The organism is Solidesulfovibrio carbinolicus, assembly GCF_004135975.1.
GTDB classification, from domain to species: Bacteria; Desulfobacterota; Desulfovibrionia; order Desulfovibrionales; family Desulfovibrionaceae; genus Solidesulfovibrio; species Solidesulfovibrio carbinolicus.
The window spans coordinates 1,481,742-1,502,222 of sequence record NZ_CP026538.1; the positions used below are offsets into that span (position 1 = coordinate 1,481,742).

Genomic DNA, 20,481 nt, shown 5'->3' on the forward strand with positions numbered 1-20,481 from the left:
ATGAAGAGACTGGTTCGCGTCGGCGAACGCAGCCGGCCTGACCGTGCCCCGACCGGCCGGCACGCCGGACCCGCTCCGGCGGCCGGGGAGCATCCCCCGCGCCAGGCCGCCCCCCAGTCCCCCAAGGAGATCCCATGCCCCCTATCGTGGCCATCGTCGGACGGCCAAACGTAGGCAAGTCCACGCTTTTCAACCGGCTGACCCGCGGTCGCCGGGCCATCACCCATGACCTCCCCGGCGTCACCCGCGACCGGTTGGAGGCTCCGGCCGAGATCGAAGGCCGCTTCGTCACCCTGGTCGACACCGGCGGCATGGACTACGAGGCCGAGGAAAGCCTGGCCAGACAAATCGTCGAACAGGCCGAGGCCGCCCTGGTCACGGCCGACGTGGTGCTGTTTCTCGTGGACGGCAAGGCCGGCCGCACCGCCCTGGAAGACGATCTGGCCGAGCGCCTGCGCCGACTGGGCAAGCCCGTCATCGTGGCCGTCAACAAGGTCGACGGCCTGGAGCGCGTGGCCGCCATGACCGCCGACTTCCATGCCTGGGGCCTGCCGCTTCTGGCCATTTCCGCCGCCCACGGCCAGGGCATGGCCGAGCTGGCCGAGGCCATCGCCGAGCGCCTGCCCGAAGCCGAGCCCTACGATCCCGACGCGCCCTTGATCCAGACCGTGCTGCGTCTGGCCGTGCTGGGCCGGCCCAACGCCGGCAAGTCGTCGCTTATAAACGCCCTGGTCGGCGAATCGCGCCTTATCGTCAGCGACATCGCCGGCACCACCCGCGACGCCGTGGACGTGGTGGTCCATCAAAAAGGCAAGCGCTACCTGTTTGTCGATACGGCCGGCGTGCGCAAGCGCACCCGCATCACCGACGGCCTGGAGCGCTACAGCGTGGCCAAGGCCCTGTCCAGCGCCAAGCGGGCCGATGTGGCCGTGGTCGTCATCGACGCCACCGGCGGCGTCGGCGTCCAGGACAAGCGGCTCATTTCGTTTCTGGACAGCGAGCGCAAGGCGTTTCTGGTGGCCGTCAACAAGACCGATCTCGTGCCCCAAAAGGACATGCTGGCCCTGCAAAAGGACATTGCCCGGGAACTGCGCATGTGTTCCCACGTGCCGGTGCTCTACATGTCGGCGGCCAAGGGCAAGGGCGTGGCCAAGGTGCTGCCCCAGGCCGAGTCCATCTGGGCCGAGTGCCAGATCCGCATCGGCACGGGCGAGCTCAACCGGGCCATGCGGGCCTCGCTGGACAAGCACCAGCCGCCCCTGGTCAACGGCCGGCGGGCGAAGTTCTACTACCTGACCCAGGCCGCCGACGCGCCGCCGACCTTCGTCTTTTTCGTCAGCGACACCGAGCGAGTGCGCGATTCCTACATCAAATACCTGGAAAACAGCCTGCGCAAGCTCTTTGGCATCGCCACGGCCCCGGTCAAGGTCGTCTGCCGGGCCAGCCACAAGCCCAAGGACGAGCGGTAGTGTCGCGTCCGCGAAAAGCGCCTATGGCGGTTCGTAGACAATAAACCAATTTCATTATTCTCCCTTAAGCAATACTGTCGTATTTTTTAAGGGACGCCCGACCACGAAAAAGCCCCTTGCCGCAACCGCGCCAGGGGGCTTTTTGTGGGACGCGGCCAACTCGCCGCCCCTTAGCTCCCACGCCTCCAACCATCCCCCTTTGAGGGAGGGTCCGGGAGGGGGTTACCCCCTCCCGGCCGCCGAGGCATCTTCCTCTTTTTTCTTATCCCTTCGCCTTGCCCTGGGCGGCCACGGCGGCGGCTTTGCGGGCTACGGCTTCGGCGTCGCCGAGGTAGAAGCGTTCGACGGGGTGGAGGGCGTCGTCGAGTTTGTAGATAAGCGGCACGCCTGTTGGGATATTGCATTCGCTGATGGCGTCGTCGTCGATGCCGTCGAGGTATTTGACCAGGGCGCGCAGGGAGTTGCCGTGGGCGGCCACGAGCAGCCGCGTGCCCGAGGCGATGGCCGGGGCCATGACCTCGTGCCAGAAAGGCAGAACCCGGGCCACGGTGTCCTTGAGCGACTCGCAGCGCGGCAGTTCGGCCTCGGTCAGCGTCGCGTAGCGCCGGTCGCGGCCCGGGAAGCGTTCGTCGGTCGGATCCAGGGCCGGGGGCGGGGTGTCGTAGCTTCGACGCCAGACGAACACCTGTTCCTCGCCGTACTGAGCGGCCATTTCAGCCTTGTTGAGGCCCTGGAGCGCGCCGTAGTGGCGTTCGTTTAAGCGCCAGGACTTGGTGACCGGCAGCCACAGGCGGTCGAGGCCGGTCAAGAGAATATCGAGGGTCATGACGGCCCGGGAGAGCACCGAGGTCAGGCAGGCGTCGAAGTCGTAGCCGCCGTCGCGCAGCAGCGCCGCCGCCTGGGCGGCTTCCTCGCGGCCCTGGGGGGTCAGGCCCACGTCTGTCCAGCCGGTGAACCGGTTTTCAAGGTTCCACACGCTTTGGCCGTGGCGCACGAGGACCAGGGTATGCATGGCGCTCTCCCGGGGTTGCCGTTGGGTTATTTCGTCTTGGCCTCACCGGTGGTGGGGCACTCGAAGCTCTCGACGCTCATCATGCGCATGGCGCACATGGCCCCGCACATGGCGCATTCCTTTTCCTGGCTGTGCTTGGCCCGCCGGGCGCGCACCATGTCCGGGTCCAGCGACAGTTCGGTCATGGCTTCCCAGTCGAGGTCGGCCCGGGCCTGGCTCATGGCCAGGTCGCGGCCGGCGGCGTGGGGGCGGCCCAGGGCGGTTTCGGCGCTCTGGGCGGCGATGAGGCTGGCCTTGATGCCGGCCCGCACGTCCTCGACATTGGGCAGCGTCAAATGTTCGGCCGGGGTCAGGTAACACAGGAAATCCGCGCCGAAGTAGGCGGCCAGCGCCCCGCCGATGGCGCCGGCGATGTGGTCGTAGCCCGGGGCGCAGTCGGTGGTCAGCGGTCCAAGGACGTAGAGCGGCGCGCCGTGGGTGAGCCGTTTGATGCCCTGAATCTGGCCCTGGACGAGGTGCAAGGGCACATGGCCCGGGCCTTCGATCATGGTTTGCACGCCGCGTTCCATGGCCCGCGCGGCCAACCGGCCGAGGTTGATGACTTCTTCCCATTGGGCGCCGTCGCCGGCGTCGGCCCCGCAGCCGGGCCGCAGGCCGTCGCCCAGGCTGATGGTGACGTTGTGGGCCAGGCAGATGTCGAGAATGTCGTCGTAGTGCGTCAAAAAGGGATTTTCCTCGCCGTGCCGGCGCATCCAGCGGCCCAGGATGGAGCCGCCGCGCGACACGATGCCAGTGACCCGGCCGCCTTCGGAAGCCAGTTCCACGCCCCGGCGGGTGATGCCGCAGTGCAGGGTCATGAAATCCACGCCCTGTTCGGCTTGCCGGGCGATTTCGGCCAGGATCTCGGCCACGGTGAAGTCGCTGGGGTCGCCGCCCTTGGCGATGTGGCGCTGGGCCACGCCGTAAAGGGGCACGGTGCCCAGCGGCAGGTCGGTGGCGGCCAGGATGTCGCCGCGAATGGCGTGCAGGTCGCCGGCCGTGGACAGGTCCATGAGAGCGTGGGCTCCGGCGGTCTTGCACAGCCGGACTTTTTCCATCTCCATGGAGAGGTCGGTGACGAACATGGAGGTGCCGATGTTGGCATTAACCTTGACCTTGGCCGGCTGGCCGATAATGGTCGGTGTGACGTCCTTGTGGGCCGGGTTGGCCAGGATGACCATGGTTCCGGCGGCGACTCCCGCCTCGATGGTTTCCGGGGTCAGGCCTTCGGCGGCGGCGAGCTGGCTGGCGTTGGCGCGAAAAATGGCGGCGAGGGCGGCGTTTTTGCTGAAGATGGACATGCTGCTTCCTTGTGGCAGGTTATGATAAGGGGTTGTCTACCACGGCGGGCGGCAAAGTCCAAGCCGATCGGTTTGAAATCATGTGCCACGAAGGGCTTGCCAAGGGCATAAAAAGGCGTTAGTTCATCTCGCTTTCCCGGAAGGGACATTCAAGGAGTCGAGCCATGAAGAAAGATATCCATCCCAAGACGTTCAAGGCCACCATCCGTTGCCACTGCGGTTTCGAAGCCCAGGCCCTGTCCACCAAGGGCGAGCTGGTCCAGGTCGAAGTCTGCTCCAACTGCCATCCGTTTTTCACCGGCAAGCAGCGCTTCCTCGACACCGCCGGCCGCATCGACCGCTTCCGGAAAAAGTACGCCAATTTCGAGAAAAAGGCCTAGTGCGGCCTATGCCCGAGACCGTCGGGCGGACCAACCGCCCGGCGGCCCCTTGCGGACCCCGGCCATGAAAAGATTGCTGCGTCTTTTGCCGCTTCTCGTTGCTTCGCCCACCGTTGGCGGCCAGGCCGTCATGGAAGGCGTCATGATGCGCGACCGGGAGCGACTGGCTATCGCCGTGCGCAAGCCCGGCGGCGACATTCTGCTTGATGTGCGCCCCTGGTTCTCGCTCACCGCCTCCAAGTGGCTCAAAAAGCCGCTGTTGCGCGGTTTCCCGGTGCTTCTGGAGACGCTGGTCAACGGCATCAAGGCGCTCAACTACTCGGCCCAGGTCGCTCTTGAGGACGATGAGGACGGCGTGGAGATGGGGCCATGGGCCATGGGGCTCACCCTGGCCGCCTCCATCGGCTTTGCCTTGCTGCTTTTCGTCGTCACGCCCCACTTGTTTTCGCTGGGGATGCGCGGCATGGGCCTGTCCGGCGGCGTGGAGGACTTAAGCTTCCACGTCTGGGACGGGCTTTTCAAAATGCTCCTGTTCCTGGGCTACGTGGCGGCCATCTCCTATCTGCCGGACATCCGCCGGGTGTTCCAGTACCACGGGGCCGAGCACAAGGTCATCTGGGCCTACGAGCAGGGCGCGCCGCTGACGCCCGAAGGCGCGCGGGGCTTCTCCCGGCTGCATCCGCGTTGCGGTACGGCCTTCCTGCTCTTTGTCCTGGCCATTTCCATCGTGCTCTACGCCTTCCTCGTGCCCTGGCTCATGACGTTTTACGTGCCGGACAACAGCGTGCTCAAGCAGGCCTACATCGTGGCCCTGAAGCTTGTGCTCATGGTTCCGGTCAGCGCCCTGGCCTACGAGGTCATCAAACTGGCCGGCAAGTTCCACACGAACATCGTCTGCCGCCTGATCTCGGCCCCCGGGCTTTTCATGCAGATGCTCACCACCAAGGAACCCGACGACGCCCAGATTGAGGTGGCCCTGGCCGCCCTGGACGGCGCGGTGGCCGAGCGTCCCGTCGTCTGATAGCGGCGGCCGCGTCCCCGGACCGAGCGTCGCCCCTCGGGCGAAACCACGAACGCCTTTATTGCGAATCGTATTAAACACCACCGCTTTGGCGCGCGACGCCCGGTCGGACTCTGTGCGAGACGACCGTCGCCCCAAACGCCCCGCCCCGGAGAAGCCCCATGTTCGCCAAGCTCGAAAGCCTCGAACGCAAGTACGAGGACCTGGAACGCCAACTGTCCGCGCCCGACGTCGTCTCCGACCAGGAGCGCTTCCGTAAGCTGTCCAAGACCCACTCCGACCTCAGCGATGTGGTGGCCGCTTTCCGGGAATACAAAAAGATCGCCCAGGACCTGGAAGACAACCAGGAAATGGCCCAGGACCCCGATCCCGAGATCCGCGAACTGGCCCAGGCCGAGACCAAGGCCCTCAAGGAAGCCCAGGTCGAACTGGAAGCCCGGCTCAAGGTGCTGCTTTTGCCCAAGGATCCCATGGATGAAAAAAACATCCTGCTGGAAATCCGGGCCGGCACCGGCGGCGACGAAGCCGCGCTTTTCGCCGGCGACCTGTTCCGCATGTATACCCGCTACGCCGAAACCAAGCGCTGGAAGGTCGAGATCATGAGCCAGTCCGAAACCGGCTCCGGGGGCTTCAAGGAAGTCATCGCCTCCATCTCCGGCGACAAGGTCTACAGCCGCCTCAAGTACGAATCCGGCGCCCACCGCGTCCAGCGCGTGCCGGCCACCGAGTCCCAGGGCCGCATCCACACCTCGGCCGTCACCGTGGCCATCATGCCCGAAGCCGAGGAAGTCGACGTGGCCATCGATCCCAACGAACTGCGCATCGACGTCTACCGCTCCAGCGGCCCCGGCGGCCAGAGCGTCAACACCACCGACTCGGCCGTGCGCGTTACCCACATCCCCTCCGGGCTGGTGGTCATCTGCCAGGACGAAAAGTCCCAGCACAAAAACAAAGCCAAGGCGCTTAAGGTCCTGCGGTCCCGTTTGCTGCAGATCGAACAGGACAAGCAACGGGCCGAACAGGAAGCCGCCCGCCGCTCCCAGGTCGGCACCGGCGACCGCTCCGAGCGCATCCGCACCTACAACTTTCCCCAGGGCCGTGTCACCGATCACCGCATCAACCTGACGCTCTACCGCCTCGACGCCGTTCTCGAAGGCGACCTCGACGAACTGTGCGGCGCGCTCATCGGCCACTACCAAGCCGAGGCGCTGAAGGCTCAGGCCGACGCGGCCTAGAGTGAAGAGTGCCTCCGGCGGCCAAAGGGGCTGAGCCCCTTTGGAAACCCCACCTGGGGAGTTGGGGGCGTTGCCGTGTATTCTGGGGCGCGCCGTCCCGGACCGGGAGTACCGGTCCGGGACGGCGCGCCCCAGCGCATTGGAGGGAAGAAATGGCAAAAGCGCCCACGGTTCGCGAGATCCTGGCCAAGAGCGAAGCCTTTTTCGAGGGCCGGGGCCTGGACAGTCCCCGGCTTTCGGCCCAGCTCCTGTTGTCCCAGGCCCTGGGCCTGGACCGGCTGGGCCTGATTCTCGCCATGGACCGGCCCCTGACCCCGGAAGAACTCGACCTCGTGCGTCCCCTGGTCGCCCGCCGGGGCAAGGGCGAGCCCGTCGCCTACATCCTGGGCGAACGCGAATTCTACGGCCTCGACTTCGCCGTCACCCCGGCCACGCTGATCCCGCGCCCGGAAACGGAACTCATCATCGACAGAACCCTGGAACTGTTTCCGGCCGGCGAGTTGACGTCGTTTGCTGACCTGGGAACCGGCTCGGGCTGTCTGGCCGTGACCCTGGCCGTGCGATTCCCCGGCGCAACCGGCCTGGCCCTGGACCTGCGTCCCGAGGCTTTGGCCGTGGCCCGGCAAAACGCCGCCCGGCACCAGGTGGCCCAGCGCCTGACGTTTTTTGAAGCCGATTTCGCCGACTTGCCGGCCCATGACGGCGGCTACGGGCTGGTCGTGTCCAACCCGCCCTATGTCAGCGCCGCCGAATACCGGGAGTGTTCCCGCGAGGTGCGGGAGTTTGAGCCGTCAAGCGCCCTGACCCCGGGCGAAACGGGCCTTGAGGCCGTGCCCACGGTGGCCCGGGCCGCGATTTCGCGGTTGGCCCCAGGGGGTGTGTTGTTGGTGGAGATCGGCTGGAAGCAAGGGCCGGACGCCGCCGCCATCCTGGCCGAGGCCGGCTTTGCCGACGTCGTCGTGCGCCGCGATCTGGCCGGGCTGGAACGGGTAGTTGAAGGGCGAAAGCCGTAAAACCGGCCCGTTTGCCCCGGCCTAGCCCCCGAATTTTGTGGCTAGCGGCCGCGCAGCGCCCGCTTCGCCCGGCCATGGTCAAGCGCGGCGCGGCCAGGGCCGCGCCCTTACGGCCGCGTCCCCACGCTCGGTCTGAATCCCTTCCCCAATTCCGTCAGTCCCGTGCCGTCCGCGTTCATGCGGTAGAGCCGGTGCGGCCCGTTGGCGGGCTTTTCCGGCAGGCCCGCGAAATAGATGCGTCGGCCGTCCGGCGTCCAGGTCGGGGAGACGGCGACAAGCTCCCGGGGCGTGAGGCGATAGCTCGTGCCGCTGCCCAGGTCGCACAGAAACAGTGCGCTGCCGGAGTCATTGAGCCAGCGCTCCATGGCCGGCGAGGGGTTGACGTCGCTTGCGGCCAGCACCAGCGTGTCGCTTGTCGGACTGGGCAGATACGTGTCGCCGCTGGAATCAAGAGTCGGGTCGAGAAAGGCCGAAACCGGCGTCTGGCGCAGCACACGGCCGTGCGCATCAATCAGGCGCAACTGGTTGGCCTCGTTTTCCCAGACGAAAAACGCCAACGTCTTGCCGTCGACGCCGAATCCGTTCAACGACGTGGTGACGGGCAACCAGGGAACGACAACGGCCGGTTGGGCGTCGGGCGCGGCGAGGTCCACGCTCTCGATGCGGTCACGCGGGTTTCCAAGGACGCGGCGGTCATCGACACGCCAGGCCAGCACCAGGCCCTGGGGCGAAAAATGGATTTCGCGCACGGCCTGCGGCGTGGTCGGAAAACGACGGGGCTGGGCCTTGCCCGTCAGATCGACCACGGTCACGCCGCCTTCCGCCTCCGGCCAAAACGCCAAAAGCGTCCCGTCGGCCGATACGGCCGGCCAGGCGCCCTTGGCCACGCGCCGGGGCTTGGCCGCGCCTTCGCGCACCATGATCCACGGCTCGTCCTCGTAAGCTACGATGTCCCGCTCGGCCAGGGCCGGGTCGCCCGGGGCCGGGGCCCAGGTCGGACGGTGCGCCTGGGTTTTGCCGGGCTGCGCGGCCAGGGCCGCCAGAGGCAGGCGGTACAGGCGGCCCGGGAAATTCGGCTGTCGGGGATCGGGCCGGGCCACCGTCGCCCAGCCGTCCTTGACCTCCAGCACAAAGACCGGGTCGCCGACGGCCAGGGCCGGCGCGCGCTGTTTCCGCCCGTCCGCGAGACGCGCTTGTGCGGCGTCGGTCACGGTCATGTACGGATCGCCGTTGACGTGAAGCGACTGGGTCAGGCCCAGGGCCGGCACGAGGAGCAAAGCGGCCAGCAATGCCGCGCACATCGAACGCGGGACAGTCATGACAGGACTCCTAAGCGGCGGCAGTGGGGGGCGTGTCCCCCAACAGCGCCTTGAACTCGGTTTCGTCGAGCACCTCGCGCTCCAACAATTCGCCGGCCACCCGGTCGAGCACGGCCATGTGGCCGGTGAGGAGTGCCGTCACCCGCTCGTAGGCGGTTTCCAGGATGGTTTTGACCTCGGCGTCCACCCGGGCCGCCGTGGCTTCGGAATATTCCCGCCCGGCCAGGCCGCTCTGGTCGGCCGAGAGAAACACCGGCCGGTTCTGGCGCGGGTAGGTGGCCTGGCCCAGGGTCTGGCCCATGCCGTACTCGGTGACCATGGCCATGGCGATGTCGGTTGCCCGTTGCAGGTCGTTGTGCGCGCCCGTGGACACGTCGCCAAAGACCAGCCGTTCGGCCGCCCGCCCGCCGAGCAGCACGTCGATTTTGCCGAGCAGCTCGGTCTGGGTCATGAGATAGCGGTCCTCGGTGGGCAGCTGCTGGGTCCAGCCCAGGGCCCCAATGCCGCGGGGCACGATGGAGATTTTATGGACCGCGTCGGCCCCGGGCGTGAAGGTGGCCACGATGGCGTGGCCGGCCTCATGGTAGGCCACCACCTTTTTTTCCTGGGGATTGATCACCCGGTTTTTCTTTTCCAGGCCGCCCATGATACGGTCCACGGCTTCTTCCAGGTCATCCATGCCCACGGCGTCTTTGTCCTTGCGGGCGGCGAGCAGGGCGGCCTCGTTGATGGCGTTGGCCAGATCGGCCCCGGAAAAGCCCGGGGTCTTGCGGGCGATGATGGAAAGATCGACCTCCGGGGCCAGGGCCACTTTTTTGGCGTGGACGCGCAAAATCTGCTCCCGGCCGATGACGTCCGGCCGGTCCACCAGCACCTGCCGGTCGAAGCGTCCGGCCCGCAGCAAAGCCGGGTCCAGGGTCTCGGGCCGGTTGGTGGCGGCCATGATGATGACCCCAACCCGGGGATCGAAGCCGTCCATCTCGACAAGGAGCTGGTTGAGGGTCTGCTCGCGCTCGTCATGGCCGCCGACGATGGCTCCGGAGCGGGATTTGCCGATGGCGTCGAGTTCGTCGATGAAGATAATGCACGGGGCCTTTTCCTTGGCCTGGACAAAGAGCTCACGCACCCGGGCCGCGCCCACGCCCACGAACATCTCCACGAATTCCGAGCCGGAGATGGAAAAAAACGGGACCTGCGCCTCGCCGGCCACGGCCCGGGCCAGCAGCGTCTTGCCCGTGCCCGGCGGGCCGACCAGCAGCACGCCCTTGGGCATCTGGCCGCCCAGGCGCTGGAAGCGCTCCGGGGTTTTCAGGTAATCGACGATCTCTTCAAGCTCGGTCTTGGCCTCGTCGCAGCCGGCCACGTCGGTAAACCGGGTCTCGATGTCCTTTTCGGCGTAGACCCGGGCTTTGTTCTTGCCAAAGGCCATGACGCCCTGGCCGGGATTGAGGCGCTGCATCATGAAATACCAGATGCCGAAAAAGAGCAGGATGGGCACGATCCAGGACAGGATGTCGCGCAGAAAGGTGGATTCGGGCTGGGCCCGGAAGACCACGTTGTGCTTGGCCAGTTCGGTGGACAGGTTGGGGTCCACCCGCCGGGTGACGAACTCCTGGGTGGCGTCGGGTTCGCCATCCTTGCCCGTGGCCTTCATGGCCCCGGCAATGACATCGCCGGTGATGGAAACTTCTGTGATGTCGCCTGCTTGCAGGCGAGTGAGGAATTCGGAGTAGGGCAGATTCTTGGGGCCGTAGTTGGTGACGATGAGGTTGTTGAGCAGCAGCACGCCCCAGATGGCGATGAGCACGTACCACAGGGAGAAGCGATGGTGTTTTTCCATATTTTTCATAAGGCGCTCGAAGGTGAGAGGTGAGAAGGGGCGGTATTTGGTCCGAATATAGGGGAGGAGGGGGCTTGTGACAACGTTGGCCTGAGGGAGGAAAAAGAAAATGTGGGAAATGCAAAAAAAGCCTTGCCAAGGTTCCGGGTTGGGTCTAATAACTCTGCTTCGCGTCTGGGTGAAACCAAACGCGGCGATCTGGTGACAAAAAAAGGCTTGACCGCAACGACGAGTTTCGCTAGTTACCCGCTTCTCGGTTAGCTGGCGTAGCTCAACTGGCAGAGCAGCTGATTTGTAATCAGCAGGTTGCGGGTTCGAGTCCCATCGCCAGCTCCAAGGTTCGGAGGGGTTCCCGAGTGGCCAAAGGGAACAGACTGTAAATCTGTCGGCGTATGCCTTCGGAGGTTCAAATCCTCCCCCCTCCACCATATAGCGCGAATGCAGTAGGAGACAGGTAGAGCCTGTCGCATGAACTACATGTGACATACGCGGGAATAGCTCAATTGGCTAGAGCATCAGCCTTCCAAGCTGAGGGTTGCGAGTTCGAGTCTCGTTTCCCGCTCCAAAGCCGCCCGTGTCCTACCGCTTGACGAAGCCCACGTAGCTCAGTCGGCAGAGCACTTCCTTGGTAAGGAAGAGGTCGCCGGTTCGAATCCGGCCGTGGGCTCCATATCTACGACCACTAAAAATCCTGAAGAGCACCAGCTGCAGGGGGATGACATGGGCAAGGCGAAATTTGAACGCAACAAGCCGCACGTCAATATCGGCACCATCGGTCACATCGACCACGGCAAGACCACGCTGACCGCCGCCATCACGCGCCTGGCCAGCCTCAAGGGCAATGGCGAGTACATTCCCTTTGACCAGATCGACAAGGCTCCCGAAGAAAAAGAGCGCGGCATCACCATCGCCACGGCCCACGTCGAATACCAGACCGACAAGCGCCACTACGCCCACGTCGACTGCCCCGGTCACGCCGACTACATCAAGAACATGATCACCGGCGCGGCCCAGATGGACGGCGGCATTCTCGTCGTCGCCGCCACCGACGGCCCCATGCCCCAGACCCGGGAGCACATCCTGCTCGCCCGTCAGGTCGGCGTGCCCCAGCTGGTGGTATTCATGAACAAGGTCGATCTCGTTGACGACCCCGAACTTCTTGAGCTGGTCGAGCTGGAAGTGCGCGAGCTGCTCTCCAAGTACGGCTTCCCTGGCGACGACATCCCGGTCATCAAGGGTTCGGCCCTCAAGGCCCTGGAAGCCGCCGACGTGAACAGCCCCGAGGCCGCGCCCATCTTCGAGCTGCTCGACGCCTGCGACTCGTTTATCCCCGAGCCCAAGCGCGACATCGACAAGCCGTTCCTCATGCCCATCGAAGACGTGTTCTCCATCTCCGGCCGCGGCACCGTCGTGACCGGCCGTGTCGAGCGCGGCATCGTCACCGTGGGCGACGAAGTGGCCATCATCGGCATCAAGGACACGGTCAAGACGACCTGCACCGGCGTCGAGATGTTCCGCAAGATTCTCGATCAGGGCCAGGCTGGCGACAACGTCGGCGTGCTCCTGCGCGGCATCAAGCGCGACGACGTCGAGCGCGGCCAGGTTCTGGCCAAGCCCGGCTCCATCACGCCGCACCGCAAGTTCAAGGCCGAAGTCTACGTCCTGAACAAGGAAGAAGGCGGCCGCCATACCCCGTTCTTCACCGGCTATCGTCCCCAGTTCTACTTCCGCACCACGGACATCACCGGTGTGGTTACCCTGAACGAGGGCGTGGAAATGGTCATGCCGGGCGACAACGCCACCTTTAACGTGGAACTGATCGCCCCCATCGCCATGGAAAAAGGCCTGCGCTTCGCTATCCGCGAAGGCGGACGTACCGTTGGCGCGGGCGTCGTTTCCGAGATCGTGGAGTAAGCGATGCGGATCAACGTCCAGCTGCAGTGCACCGAGTGCAAGCGCAAAAACTACGCCACGGAAAAGAACAAGAAGAACACGACCGGCCGTATGGAACTGAAGAAGTATTGTCCTTTCGACCGTAAGCACACGGTCCACAAGGAAACGAAGTAGGTTCCGGTCGTTAAACGCAGGGCAGTAGCTCTAACGGTAGAGCATCGGACTCCAAATCCGAGGGCTGGGGGTTCGAATCCCTCCTGCCCTGCCATTTTCAAGCAAGGCGTAGGTCATGGCCAAAGACAAGACCCAGGCGGCCGACGGCGCGGAAAAGCCCGCCAAGGCCAAGGCCTCTTCCGGCAAGGTCCGGGAAGAGGCCGGCAAGGACGGGGTTTCCCTGACCGGCCGCGTTGATCAGGCCAAGGAATTCTTCGAACAGGCCAAGGGCGAGCTGCGCAAGGTCACTTGGCCCACCCGCGAAGAAACGGTGAAGACCGGGATCGCGGTCCTGGTTTTCAGCGTCGTCATGGCCATCTACCTGGGCGTCGTCGATATGGCCCTTTCCCGGCTCGTCGCGCTCATCCTTTCGTAACGGACACCACTATCATGGCTGAAAACGACGGCGTCGTCGACGAGCAATCCAACGCTCGCTGGTATATCGTCCACACCTACTCGGGCTTCGAGAACCGGGTGGAGCAGACGCTGCGGGAAATGATGCGCACCGGCCAGGACGGCGGAAGCATCAAGGAAGTGGTCGTCCCGACCGAGAAGATCATCGAACTGGTCAAGGGCGAGAAAAAAACGTCCACGCGCAAGTTCTATCCCGGCTATGTCATGGTCAAGATGGCCATGGACGACAATTCCTGGCACTTGGTCCAGTCCATTCCGCGGGTGACCGGCTTTATCGGGGGCAAGAACCAGCCGACCCCCATGCGCGACAGCGAGGCCCAGAAGATCCTCAGCCTGATGGTCAGCCGTCAGGAGCAACCCCGGCCCAAGTACCACTTTGAGCGGGGCGACGAGGTCCGGGTCATCGACGGTCCCTTCGGCGGCTTCAACGGCGTTGTCGAGGACGTCAACTACGACAAGGGCAAGCTTCGCGTGTCGGTATCCATCTTCGGCCGCCAGACCCCGGTGGAACTCGATTTCGTGCAGGTAAGCAAAAATTAGGGCCTGGCCCTTTTTGTAAGGATAATCGCAATGGCCAAGAAGATCACCGCCAAAGTCAAGCTGCAGCTCCCCGCCGGTTCGGCCAACCCGTCTCCGCCGGTCGGTCCGGCCCTGGGCCAGCATGGCGTCAACATCATGGAGTTCTGCAAGGCGTTCAACGCCAAGACGATGGAGCAGAAGGGCACCATCATCCCGGCGCTCATCACCATCTACGCCGACCGCTCCTTCACCTTCATCACCAAGACTCCGCCGGCGTCCGTGCTTCTGGTCAAGGCCGCCAAGGTCGACAAGGGTTCGGGAGAGCCGAACAAGAACAAGGTCGGAAAGGTCACCGCCGCGCAGATCGAAGAGATCGCCAAGCTCAAGATGGTGGACATGACGGCCAAGGATCTGGAAGCCGCTTGCCGCACCATCTCCGGCACCGCCCGCAGCATGGGCATTGAGATCGTCTAACCGGCACGACCGCAAAAGGAATTTCCGCAATGGCCAAGCACGGGAAGAATTATCGCGAGGCGATCAAGGATATCGACCTCACGGCGAAATATGAAGTGAGCGAAGCCATGGCCCTGACCGTTCAGACGGGCAAGGCCAAGTTCGACGAAACCGTCGACGTGGCGCTCAACCTCGGCGTCAACCCCAAGTACTCCGACCAGATGGTGCGCGGCGCGGTTTCGCTGCCCCACGGCCTGGGCAAGACCATCCGCGTGGCCGCTTTCTGCAAGGGCGACAAGGAAACCGAAGCCCGCGAAGCCGGAGCCGATTTCGTCGGCGGCGACGACCTCATCGAAAAGGTGAAGGGCGGCTTCCTGGACTTCGACAGTGCCGTGGCCACCCCGGACATGATGGCTTCCGTGGGCAAGATCGGTAAGATCCTCGGCCCCCGCGGCCTCATGCCCAACGCCAAGACCGGCACCGTCTCCTTTGACATCGGCAAGGCCGTGGCCGAACTCAAGGCCGGCAAGGTCGAGTTCAAGGTCGACAAGGCCGGCGTGCTGCACGTGCCCCTGGGCAAGCGCTCCTTTGGCCCCGAGAAGCTGCTCGACAACTTCCGCGCCGTCATCGACGCCGTCATGCGCCTGAAGCCCTCGGCCGCCAAGGGCACCTATCTCCAGGCCATGGCCCTGGCCACCACCATGGGTCCCGGCATCAAGGTGGACACCCAGTCGGTGCGCAAGCTGCTTGAGGGCTAACCGCTTCCGATCCGATAACGCATGATCCGTCCCGTGCCAGAGGTGCGTCCTCTGGCCGGGACGATTTTTCGATATACAACAGGGCATCGAAGGCGAGTCAAAGACAGCGGGTGGGGACGTTCCCCTTAATTTCCCGCCGAGACCCCGCTTTGGCTCACTTGAAGGCCCGCCAACCCGCATGTGGAGGTAGGTACCGTGCAACGTGCGCAAAAAAACGAGATTATCGAAAAACTGCGCGCAAGGGCGGACCGGGCCGGCATCGTGGTGGTCACCGACTTTCGTGGCATGACGGTGGAGGAGCTGACGGAACTGCGCAGCAAGCTCCGCGCCGCAGGGATCGACTATCAGGTCGTGAAAAACACCCTGGCCCGGCTGGCGGTGAAAAATGGCGTCCATGACGCCCTCAAGGACCATCTCATCGAGAACAACGGCATCGCCTTCGGGTACGAAGACCCCGTCGTCGCCGCCAAGGTCCTTGTGGATTACGCCAAGACCAGCAAGAAGTTCTCTGTCAAGCTCGCCTGTCTCTCCGGAAAGATCATCGACGCCGCCGGCGTCGCCGAGCTCTCCAAGCTGCCGAGCAAGCCCGAACTCCTTGCCATGACCCTTGGCACCATGAACGCCGTGCCCACGAACTTCGTCAGCCTGTTCGCGAACGTCATTCGCGGCGCGCTGTACGCCCTTACGGCCATCAAGGAAAAAAAGGAAGCGGCCTAAAGCCTGCTTCCGCCAAAGCGAACCTTTTAGGAGGAACATTCCATGTCCGAGATCACCAAAGAGCAAGTTGTCGATTTCATTGCCAATATGACCGTCCTTGAGCTCTCTCAGTTCATCAAGGAGCTCGAAGAAAAGTTCGGCGTTTCCGCCGCTGCCCCGGCCATGGGCATGATGATGGCCGCTCCGGCTGCTGGCGAGGCCGCTCCGGCCGAGGAAGAGAAGACCGAGTTCGACGTCATCCTGACCAACGCCGGCGGCAACAAGATCGCCGTCATCAAGGTCGTGCGCGCCCTGACCGGTCTGGGCCTCAAGGAAGCCAAGGCCAAGGTCGACGAGCTGCCTTCCTCCATCAAGGAAGCCGTCTCTAAGGCCGAAGCCGAGGACGCCAAGAAGCAGCTCGAAGAGTCCGGAGCCACCTGCGAAATCAAGTAGCTTGCCGTTTTCGGCCGCTTGTGACTACAAAGAGCGCCCCCTCCGCGAGGGGCGGGGCGCTCTTTTTCCCTTTTTGTGATTTTTCGCTTTCCGCTTCCCCCTCGGTGGGGTAGACCCGAGGTTCAGGGACAAACCAGGCGCGACGCGCGCTCCGCAAGGCCAATGACAGGCGTTCCGCACGCCACGCATCTTTCCAACGTCGTAGCCCTGCAACAGAGGACACAATGGCCCAGCTGACCAAAAATTTCGGCAAGATCGTCAAAACGCTGACCATTCCCCATCTGCTCAATCTGCAGATCGACTCCTACGAGCTCTTTCTGCAAAAAGATATTCCTCCCACCAGCCGGGAGGACGCGGGACTTGAAGGCGTCTTCCGTTCGGTCTTTCCCATCGAGGATTTTAATAAAACTGCCTCGTTGGAATACGTCAGCTACGAAATCGGCGAGCCGAAATACGACGTGCCCGAGTGCATCGCCAAAGGCCTGACCTTCGAGGCGCCCCTGCGCATCAAGGTCCGCCTGGTCGTGTATGACGTGGATGAAGAGACGGAAAACCGCACCATCCGCGACATCAAGGAACAGATCATCTATTTCGGCACCGTGCCGCTTATGACCGAGAAAGGCACGTTTATCATCAACGGCACCGAGCGCGTCATCGTCAACCAGCTCCAGCGCTCCCCGGGCATTATCTTCGAGCACGACTCCGGTAAAAGCCACACCAGCCGCAAGGTCCTCTATTCCTGCCGCATCATCCCCATGCGCGGCTCCTGGCTCGATTTCGACTACGACCACAAGGACATCCTGTACGTGCGCATCGACCGCCGTCGCAAGATGCCCGCCACCATCCTGTTCAAGGCCATGGGCATGTCGCGCGGCGACATCCTGCGCTATTTCTACGAAGTCGAGCACTTCACCTTCGAGCCGCACCATGTCTACCGCCAGGTGCAGCCCGATTTCTACCGCAAGGAAAAGGCCTATTCGGAGATCCGCGACAGCGAGGGCAAGGTCATCGTCGCCGTGGACAAGCCCATCACCAAGCGGGCCTGGCGGCTCATGCTGGAAGCCGGCATTGAGAAGGTCGAGGTCGATCCGGCCACGCTGCTTGGCCTGTTTTTGGCCGAGGACCAGTCCGATCCGGCCACCGGCGAAGTGATGGCCGAGGCCGGCGACGAACTGACCGCCGACCTCATCGAAAAGCTCAAGGACGCCGGCGTCGTCGATCTGCCTCTGCTGCACACCCGTGGCGTGGACACCTCGTCCTCCATCCGCGACACGTTGGCCCTGGACAAGACCATCGACACCATCACGGCCCAGGTGGAAATCTACCGCCGCCTGCGTCCGTCCTCGCCGCCGACCCCGGAAATCGCGGCCAACTTCTTCGAGAACCTGTTCCGCAATCCGGACTACTACGACCTCTCTCCGGTCGGCCGCTACAAGATCAACGCCCGGCTCAAAGTCGATCAGCCGCTGGATTTCCGCACCCTGGCCAACGACGACATCTTAAAAGCCGTCAAGCACCTGACCTTCCTCAAGGACTCCCACGGTCCGGCCGACGACATCGACCACCTGGGCAACCGCCGGGTGCGTCCCGTGGGCGAGCTGGTCGAGAACCAGTACCGCATCGGCCTTGTGCGCATGGAGCGGGCCATCAAGGAGCGCATGAGCCTGCAGGAAGTGGCCACGCTCATGCCCCACGACCTCATCAATCCCAAGCCCGTGGCCGCGGTCCTCAAGGAATTCTTCGGCACCTCCCAGCTGTCGCAGTTCATGGACCAGACCAACCCGCTTTCGGAAGTCACCCACAAGCGCCGCCTGTCGGCCCTTGGACCGGGCGGTCTGACCCGCGAGCGCGCCGGCTTCGAGGTCCGCGACGTCCACACCTCGCACTACGGCCGCATCTGCCCCATCGAAACGCCGGAAGGCCCAAACATCGGCCTCATCGTGTCCCTGACCACCCACTCCAAGGTCAATGACTTCGGCTTTATCGAGACGCCCTATAAGGTTGTCAAGGACGGCCAGCTCACCGGCGAGACCATCTACCTCGACGCCACCCGCGAAATCGACGAGGTCATCGCCGGCGCCAACGCGCCCTTGGACGAGAACAAGGCGTTTATCAATCCCATGGTCGGCGCGCGCATTCGCGGCGACCAGGTGGTGATCCCGCGCGAGCAGGTCACCCTGATGGACATTTCGCCCAGCCAAATCGTGTCCGTCTCGGCCGCGCTCATTCCGTTCCTTGAACATGACGACGCCAACCGCGCGCTCATGGGTTCGAACATGCAGCGCCAGGCCGTGCCGCTTTTGCGCTGCGAGCAGCCGCTCGTCGGCACCGGCATGGAAGGCGCGGTGGCCAAGGATTCCGGCTCCTGCATCCTGGCCGAGGGCGAGGGCTTCGTCCACTACGCCGACGCCGAGCGCATCATTGTGTGCTACGACGATCCGGCCGTGGGCACGGACACCGGTTCGGCCAAGACCTACGAACTGCTCAAGCACCACAAGTCCAACCAGAACACCTGCTTCGGCCAGGTGCCGCGCGTGCTGGTCGGGCAGCGGGTGGTCAAGGGCGACGTCCTGGCCGACGGCCCGGGCATCCGCGACGGCGAACTGGCCCTGGGCAAGAACCTGCTGGTCGCGTTCATGCCCTGGTGCGGCTACAACTACGAAGACTCCATCCTCATTTCCGAAAACGCGGTCAAAGACGACACCTTCACCTCGGTGCACATCGAGGAGTTCGAGGTCGTGGCCCGCGACACCAAGCTTGGACCCGAGGAAATCACCCGCGACATCCCCAACGTCGGCGAGGAGATGCTTAAAGACCTCGACGACTGCGGCATCATCCGCATTGGTGCCCGGGTGGCCCCGGACGACATCCTGGTCGGCAAGATCACGCCCAAGGGCGAGACCCAGCTGACCCCCGAAGAAAAGCTCCTGCGAGCCATCTTCGGCGACAAGGCCCGGGACGTCAAAAACACTTCGCTCAAGGTCCCGCCCGGAATCGAGGGCACGGTCATCGACGTGCGCGTGTTCAACCGCCGCTCCGGCGAGAAGGACGACCGCACCCGCCAGATCGAGGACTTCGAGCTGGCCCGCCTGGACACCAAGGAAGGCCAGCACGCCGCCGCCATCGCCGCCAACGTGCGTCGCCGGCTGTGGCCGGTGGTCTCCGGCAAGACCGTGTTCCAGACCATCAAGGGCGTGAAAAAAGGCGAAGTGCTTCTCGAAGCCAACCACCCCATGACCCAGGAGGTCCTGGAGGCGCTGCCGGTCAAGAAACTGTCCGGCCTGTTCACCTCCAAGGAGACCAACGAGGCCGTGGCCGAGGTCCTCGACGAGTACGACCGCCACATCCAGTTCATCAAGGGCCTCTACGACCAGAAGCGCGAGAAGACCACCGAGGGCGACGATCTGCCGCCTGGCGTCATCAAGATGGTCAAGGTCTACGTGGCCGTGAAGCGCAAGCTCAACGTCGGCGATAAAATGGCCGGCCGCCACGGCAACAAGGGCGTTGTGTCCTGCATCCTGCCCATCGAGGACATGCCCTTTTTCTCCCACGGCCGTCCCGTGGACATCGTGCTCAACCCCCTGGGCGTGCCTTCGCGCATGAACATCGGCCAGATCCTGGAAACCCACCTGGGCTGGGCCGGCATGGAGCTGGGCCGCCAGCTGGCCGAACTGGTCGATTCCGGCAAGGCCATGGAAGGCGTGCGCGACCGGGCCAAGGAAGTCTTCGACACCGAGGAGACCACGGCCCTTATCGACGGCATGTCCGACGACGACCTGCGTGACGCCCTGCGGGCGCTTAAAAACGGCATCGTGGCCAAGACCCCGGTCTTTGACGGCGCCACCGAAGACGAGCTGTGGAGCTGGCTCAAGCTGGCCGGCCTGCCCGAGGACGGCAAGGTCACCCTCTACGACGGCCGCACCGGCGAGGCTTTCCACCGGCCGGTCACCGTGGGCTGCATGTATATCTTGAAGCTCCACCACCTGGTCGACGAGAAGATCCACGCCCGTTCCACCGGCCCGTACTCCCTGGTCACCCAGCAGCCGCTGGGCGGCAAGGCCCAGTTCGGCGGCCAGCGTCTGGGTGAAATGGAAGTCTGGGCTCTGGAAGCCTACGGCGCGTCGTACCTCCTGCAGGAGTTCTTGACCGTCAAGTCCGACGACGTCGGCGGCCGCGTCAAGATGTACGAGAAGATCGTCAAGGGCGACAATTTCCTGGAAGCCGGGTTGCCCGAGTCCTTCAACGTCTTGGTCAAGGAACTTATGTCCCTGGGCCTGGACGTGGACCTGATCCAGGACGAAAAAAAGATCGCTAAGGTTCCGCCGCGGCGCTAGCGGCGCACTCGGGACCCCTTCGCCGCCCGCCTTTGGGATGATTTCCCGAAGGCGGGCGGGCGCGGGGCCGCCCCCGGGTCCGCTCGCCCCCAAACGCCCCGGACCTTCGACATAAGCTT

The 20,481-nt window shown here is 64.1% G+C and carries 18 protein-coding genes and 5 tRNA genes; 19 read left to right on the plus strand and 4 right to left on the minus strand.

The window, feature by feature from the left end:
* The first annotated feature begins 134 nt into the window (after positions 1 to 134).
* On the plus strand, positions 135 to 1,469 hold the full coding sequence (gene der, locus C3Y92_RS06580) for a ribosome biogenesis GTPase Der (protein ID WP_129350884.1): 1,335 nt from the start codon (positions 135 to 137) through the stop codon (positions 1,467 to 1,469).
* Positions 1,470 to 1,731: 262 nt separating this feature from the next.
* On the opposite strand, the gene gpmA is transcribed toward der, so the two are convergent.
* Entirely contained in the window at positions 1,732 to 2,481 is a 750-nt protein-coding gene (gene gpmA / locus C3Y92_RS06585; RefSeq protein WP_129350886.1) for a 2,3-diphosphoglycerate-dependent phosphoglycerate mutase, read from the minus strand.
* Between the two features lie 26 nt (positions 2,482 to 2,507).
* On the minus strand, positions 2,508 to 3,821 hold the full coding sequence (gene thiC / locus C3Y92_RS06590; protein ID WP_129350889.1) for a phosphomethylpyrimidine synthase ThiC: 1,314 nt from the start codon (positions 3,819 to 3,821) through the stop codon (positions 2,508 to 2,510).
* 164 nt (positions 3,822 to 3,985) lie between these two features.
* Between thiC and rpmE the strand changes: the two genes are divergently transcribed.
* The 4 genes from rpmE (at position 3,986) to prmC (ending at position 7,470) form a co-directional block, all read left to right on the plus strand.
* Positions 3,986 to 4,201: a 50S ribosomal protein L31 gene (rpmE, locus tag C3Y92_RS06595; RefSeq protein ID WP_015861775.1), complete on the plus strand. Its 216-nt coding sequence runs from the start codon at positions 3,986 to 3,988 to the stop codon at positions 4,199 to 4,201.
* Between the two features lie 64 nt (positions 4,202 to 4,265).
* Complete coding sequence (locus C3Y92_RS06600; RefSeq protein WP_129350891.1) at positions 4,266 to 5,222, plus strand: DUF1385 domain-containing protein; 957 nt, start codon at positions 4,266 to 4,268, stop codon at positions 5,220 to 5,222.
* Positions 5,223 to 5,383: 161 nt separating this feature from the next.
* Positions 5,384 to 6,457, plus strand: a complete 1,074-nt coding sequence (gene prfA, locus C3Y92_RS06605) for a peptide chain release factor 1 (protein WP_006921862.1) — start codon at positions 5,384 to 5,386, stop codon at positions 6,455 to 6,457.
* A 152-nt stretch (positions 6,458 to 6,609) separates the two neighbouring features.
* On the plus strand, positions 6,610 to 7,470 hold the full coding sequence (prmC, locus tag C3Y92_RS06610) for a peptide chain release factor N(5)-glutamine methyltransferase (RefSeq protein ID WP_129350894.1): 861 nt from the start codon (positions 6,610 to 6,612) through the stop codon (positions 7,468 to 7,470).
* A 107-nt stretch (positions 7,471 to 7,577) separates the two neighbouring features.
* Here prmC and C3Y92_RS06615 read toward each other — a convergent pair whose 3' ends face one another.
* Both C3Y92_RS06615 and ftsH read right to left on the minus strand, forming a co-directional pair.
* Positions 7,578 to 8,789 (minus strand): TolB family protein, encoded by a 1,212-nt coding sequence (locus tag C3Y92_RS06615; RefSeq protein WP_129350897.1) that lies wholly within the window; start codon positions 8,787 to 8,789, stop codon positions 7,578 to 7,580.
* 10 nt (positions 8,790 to 8,799) lie between these two features.
* Entirely contained in the window at positions 8,800 to 10,638 is a 1,839-nt protein-coding gene (gene ftsH, locus C3Y92_RS06620) for an ATP-dependent zinc metalloprotease FtsH (protein ID WP_129350900.1), read from the minus strand.
* Between the two features lie 251 nt (positions 10,639 to 10,889).
* Between ftsH and C3Y92_RS06625 the strand changes: the two genes are divergently transcribed.
* The 14 genes from C3Y92_RS06625 to rpoB all read left to right on the plus strand — a co-directional run bounded on the left by C3Y92_RS06625 (position 10,890) and on the right by rpoB (position 20,362).
* Positions 10,890 to 10,965, plus strand: a tRNA-Thr gene (locus tag C3Y92_RS06625).
* A 6-nt stretch (positions 10,966 to 10,971) separates the two neighbouring features.
* Positions 10,972 to 11,057, plus strand: a tRNA-Tyr gene (locus C3Y92_RS06630).
* 60 nt (positions 11,058 to 11,117) lie between these two features.
* Positions 11,118 to 11,194, plus strand: a tRNA-Gly gene (locus C3Y92_RS06635).
* Positions 11,195 to 11,223: 29 nt separating this feature from the next.
* A tRNA-Thr gene (locus C3Y92_RS06640) sits at positions 11,224 to 11,299 on the plus strand.
* A 50-nt stretch (positions 11,300 to 11,349) separates the two neighbouring features.
* Complete coding sequence (gene tuf / locus C3Y92_RS06645) at positions 11,350 to 12,543, plus strand: elongation factor Tu (protein WP_015859931.1); 1,194 nt, start codon at positions 11,350 to 11,352, stop codon at positions 12,541 to 12,543.
* A 3-nt stretch (positions 12,544 to 12,546) separates the two neighbouring features.
* Complete coding sequence (gene rpmG / locus C3Y92_RS06650; RefSeq protein WP_006919831.1) at positions 12,547 to 12,696, plus strand: 50S ribosomal protein L33; 150 nt, start codon at positions 12,547 to 12,549, stop codon at positions 12,694 to 12,696.
* Between the two features lie 18 nt (positions 12,697 to 12,714).
* Positions 12,715 to 12,790, plus strand: a tRNA-Trp gene (locus tag C3Y92_RS06655).
* Positions 12,791 to 12,811: 21 nt separating this feature from the next.
* The gene (secE, locus tag C3Y92_RS06660; RefSeq protein ID WP_015861769.1) at positions 12,812 to 13,111 is read left to right on the plus strand and encodes a preprotein translocase subunit SecE; all 300 of its coding nucleotides are present in this window, start codon (positions 12,812 to 12,814) and stop codon (positions 13,109 to 13,111) included.
* Positions 13,112 to 13,125: 14 nt separating this feature from the next.
* Positions 13,126 to 13,689, plus strand: coding sequence for a transcription termination/antitermination protein NusG (gene nusG / locus C3Y92_RS06665; protein WP_129350903.1), 564 nt, complete (start codon positions 13,126 to 13,128; stop codon positions 13,687 to 13,689).
* Between the two features lie 30 nt (positions 13,690 to 13,719).
* Positions 13,720 to 14,142 carry a 50S ribosomal protein L11 gene (gene rplK, locus C3Y92_RS06670; RefSeq protein WP_129350906.1) on the plus strand — a complete coding sequence of 141 codons (423 nt, stop codon included), beginning with the start codon at positions 13,720 to 13,722 and terminating at the stop codon, positions 14,140 to 14,142.
* Positions 14,143 to 14,171: 29 nt separating this feature from the next.
* A complete protein-coding gene (gene rplA / locus C3Y92_RS06675) occupies positions 14,172 to 14,879 on the plus strand; it encodes a 50S ribosomal protein L1 (protein ID WP_129350909.1) in 708 nt (235 codons plus the stop codon).
* A 195-nt stretch (positions 14,880 to 15,074) separates the two neighbouring features.
* Positions 15,075 to 15,596 (plus strand): 50S ribosomal protein L10, encoded by a 522-nt coding sequence (rplJ, locus tag C3Y92_RS06680; RefSeq protein ID WP_043600792.1) that lies wholly within the window; start codon positions 15,075 to 15,077, stop codon positions 15,594 to 15,596.
* Positions 15,597 to 15,638: 42 nt separating this feature from the next.
* Complete coding sequence (gene rplL, locus C3Y92_RS06685; RefSeq protein WP_006919824.1) at positions 15,639 to 16,028, plus strand: 50S ribosomal protein L7/L12; 390 nt, start codon at positions 15,639 to 15,641, stop codon at positions 16,026 to 16,028.
* Between the two features lie 224 nt (positions 16,029 to 16,252).
* Positions 16,253 to 20,362, plus strand: coding sequence for a DNA-directed RNA polymerase subunit beta (gene rpoB, locus C3Y92_RS06690; protein WP_129350913.1), 4,110 nt, complete (start codon positions 16,253 to 16,255; stop codon positions 20,360 to 20,362).
* Positions 20,363 to 20,481: the final 119 nt, after the last annotated feature.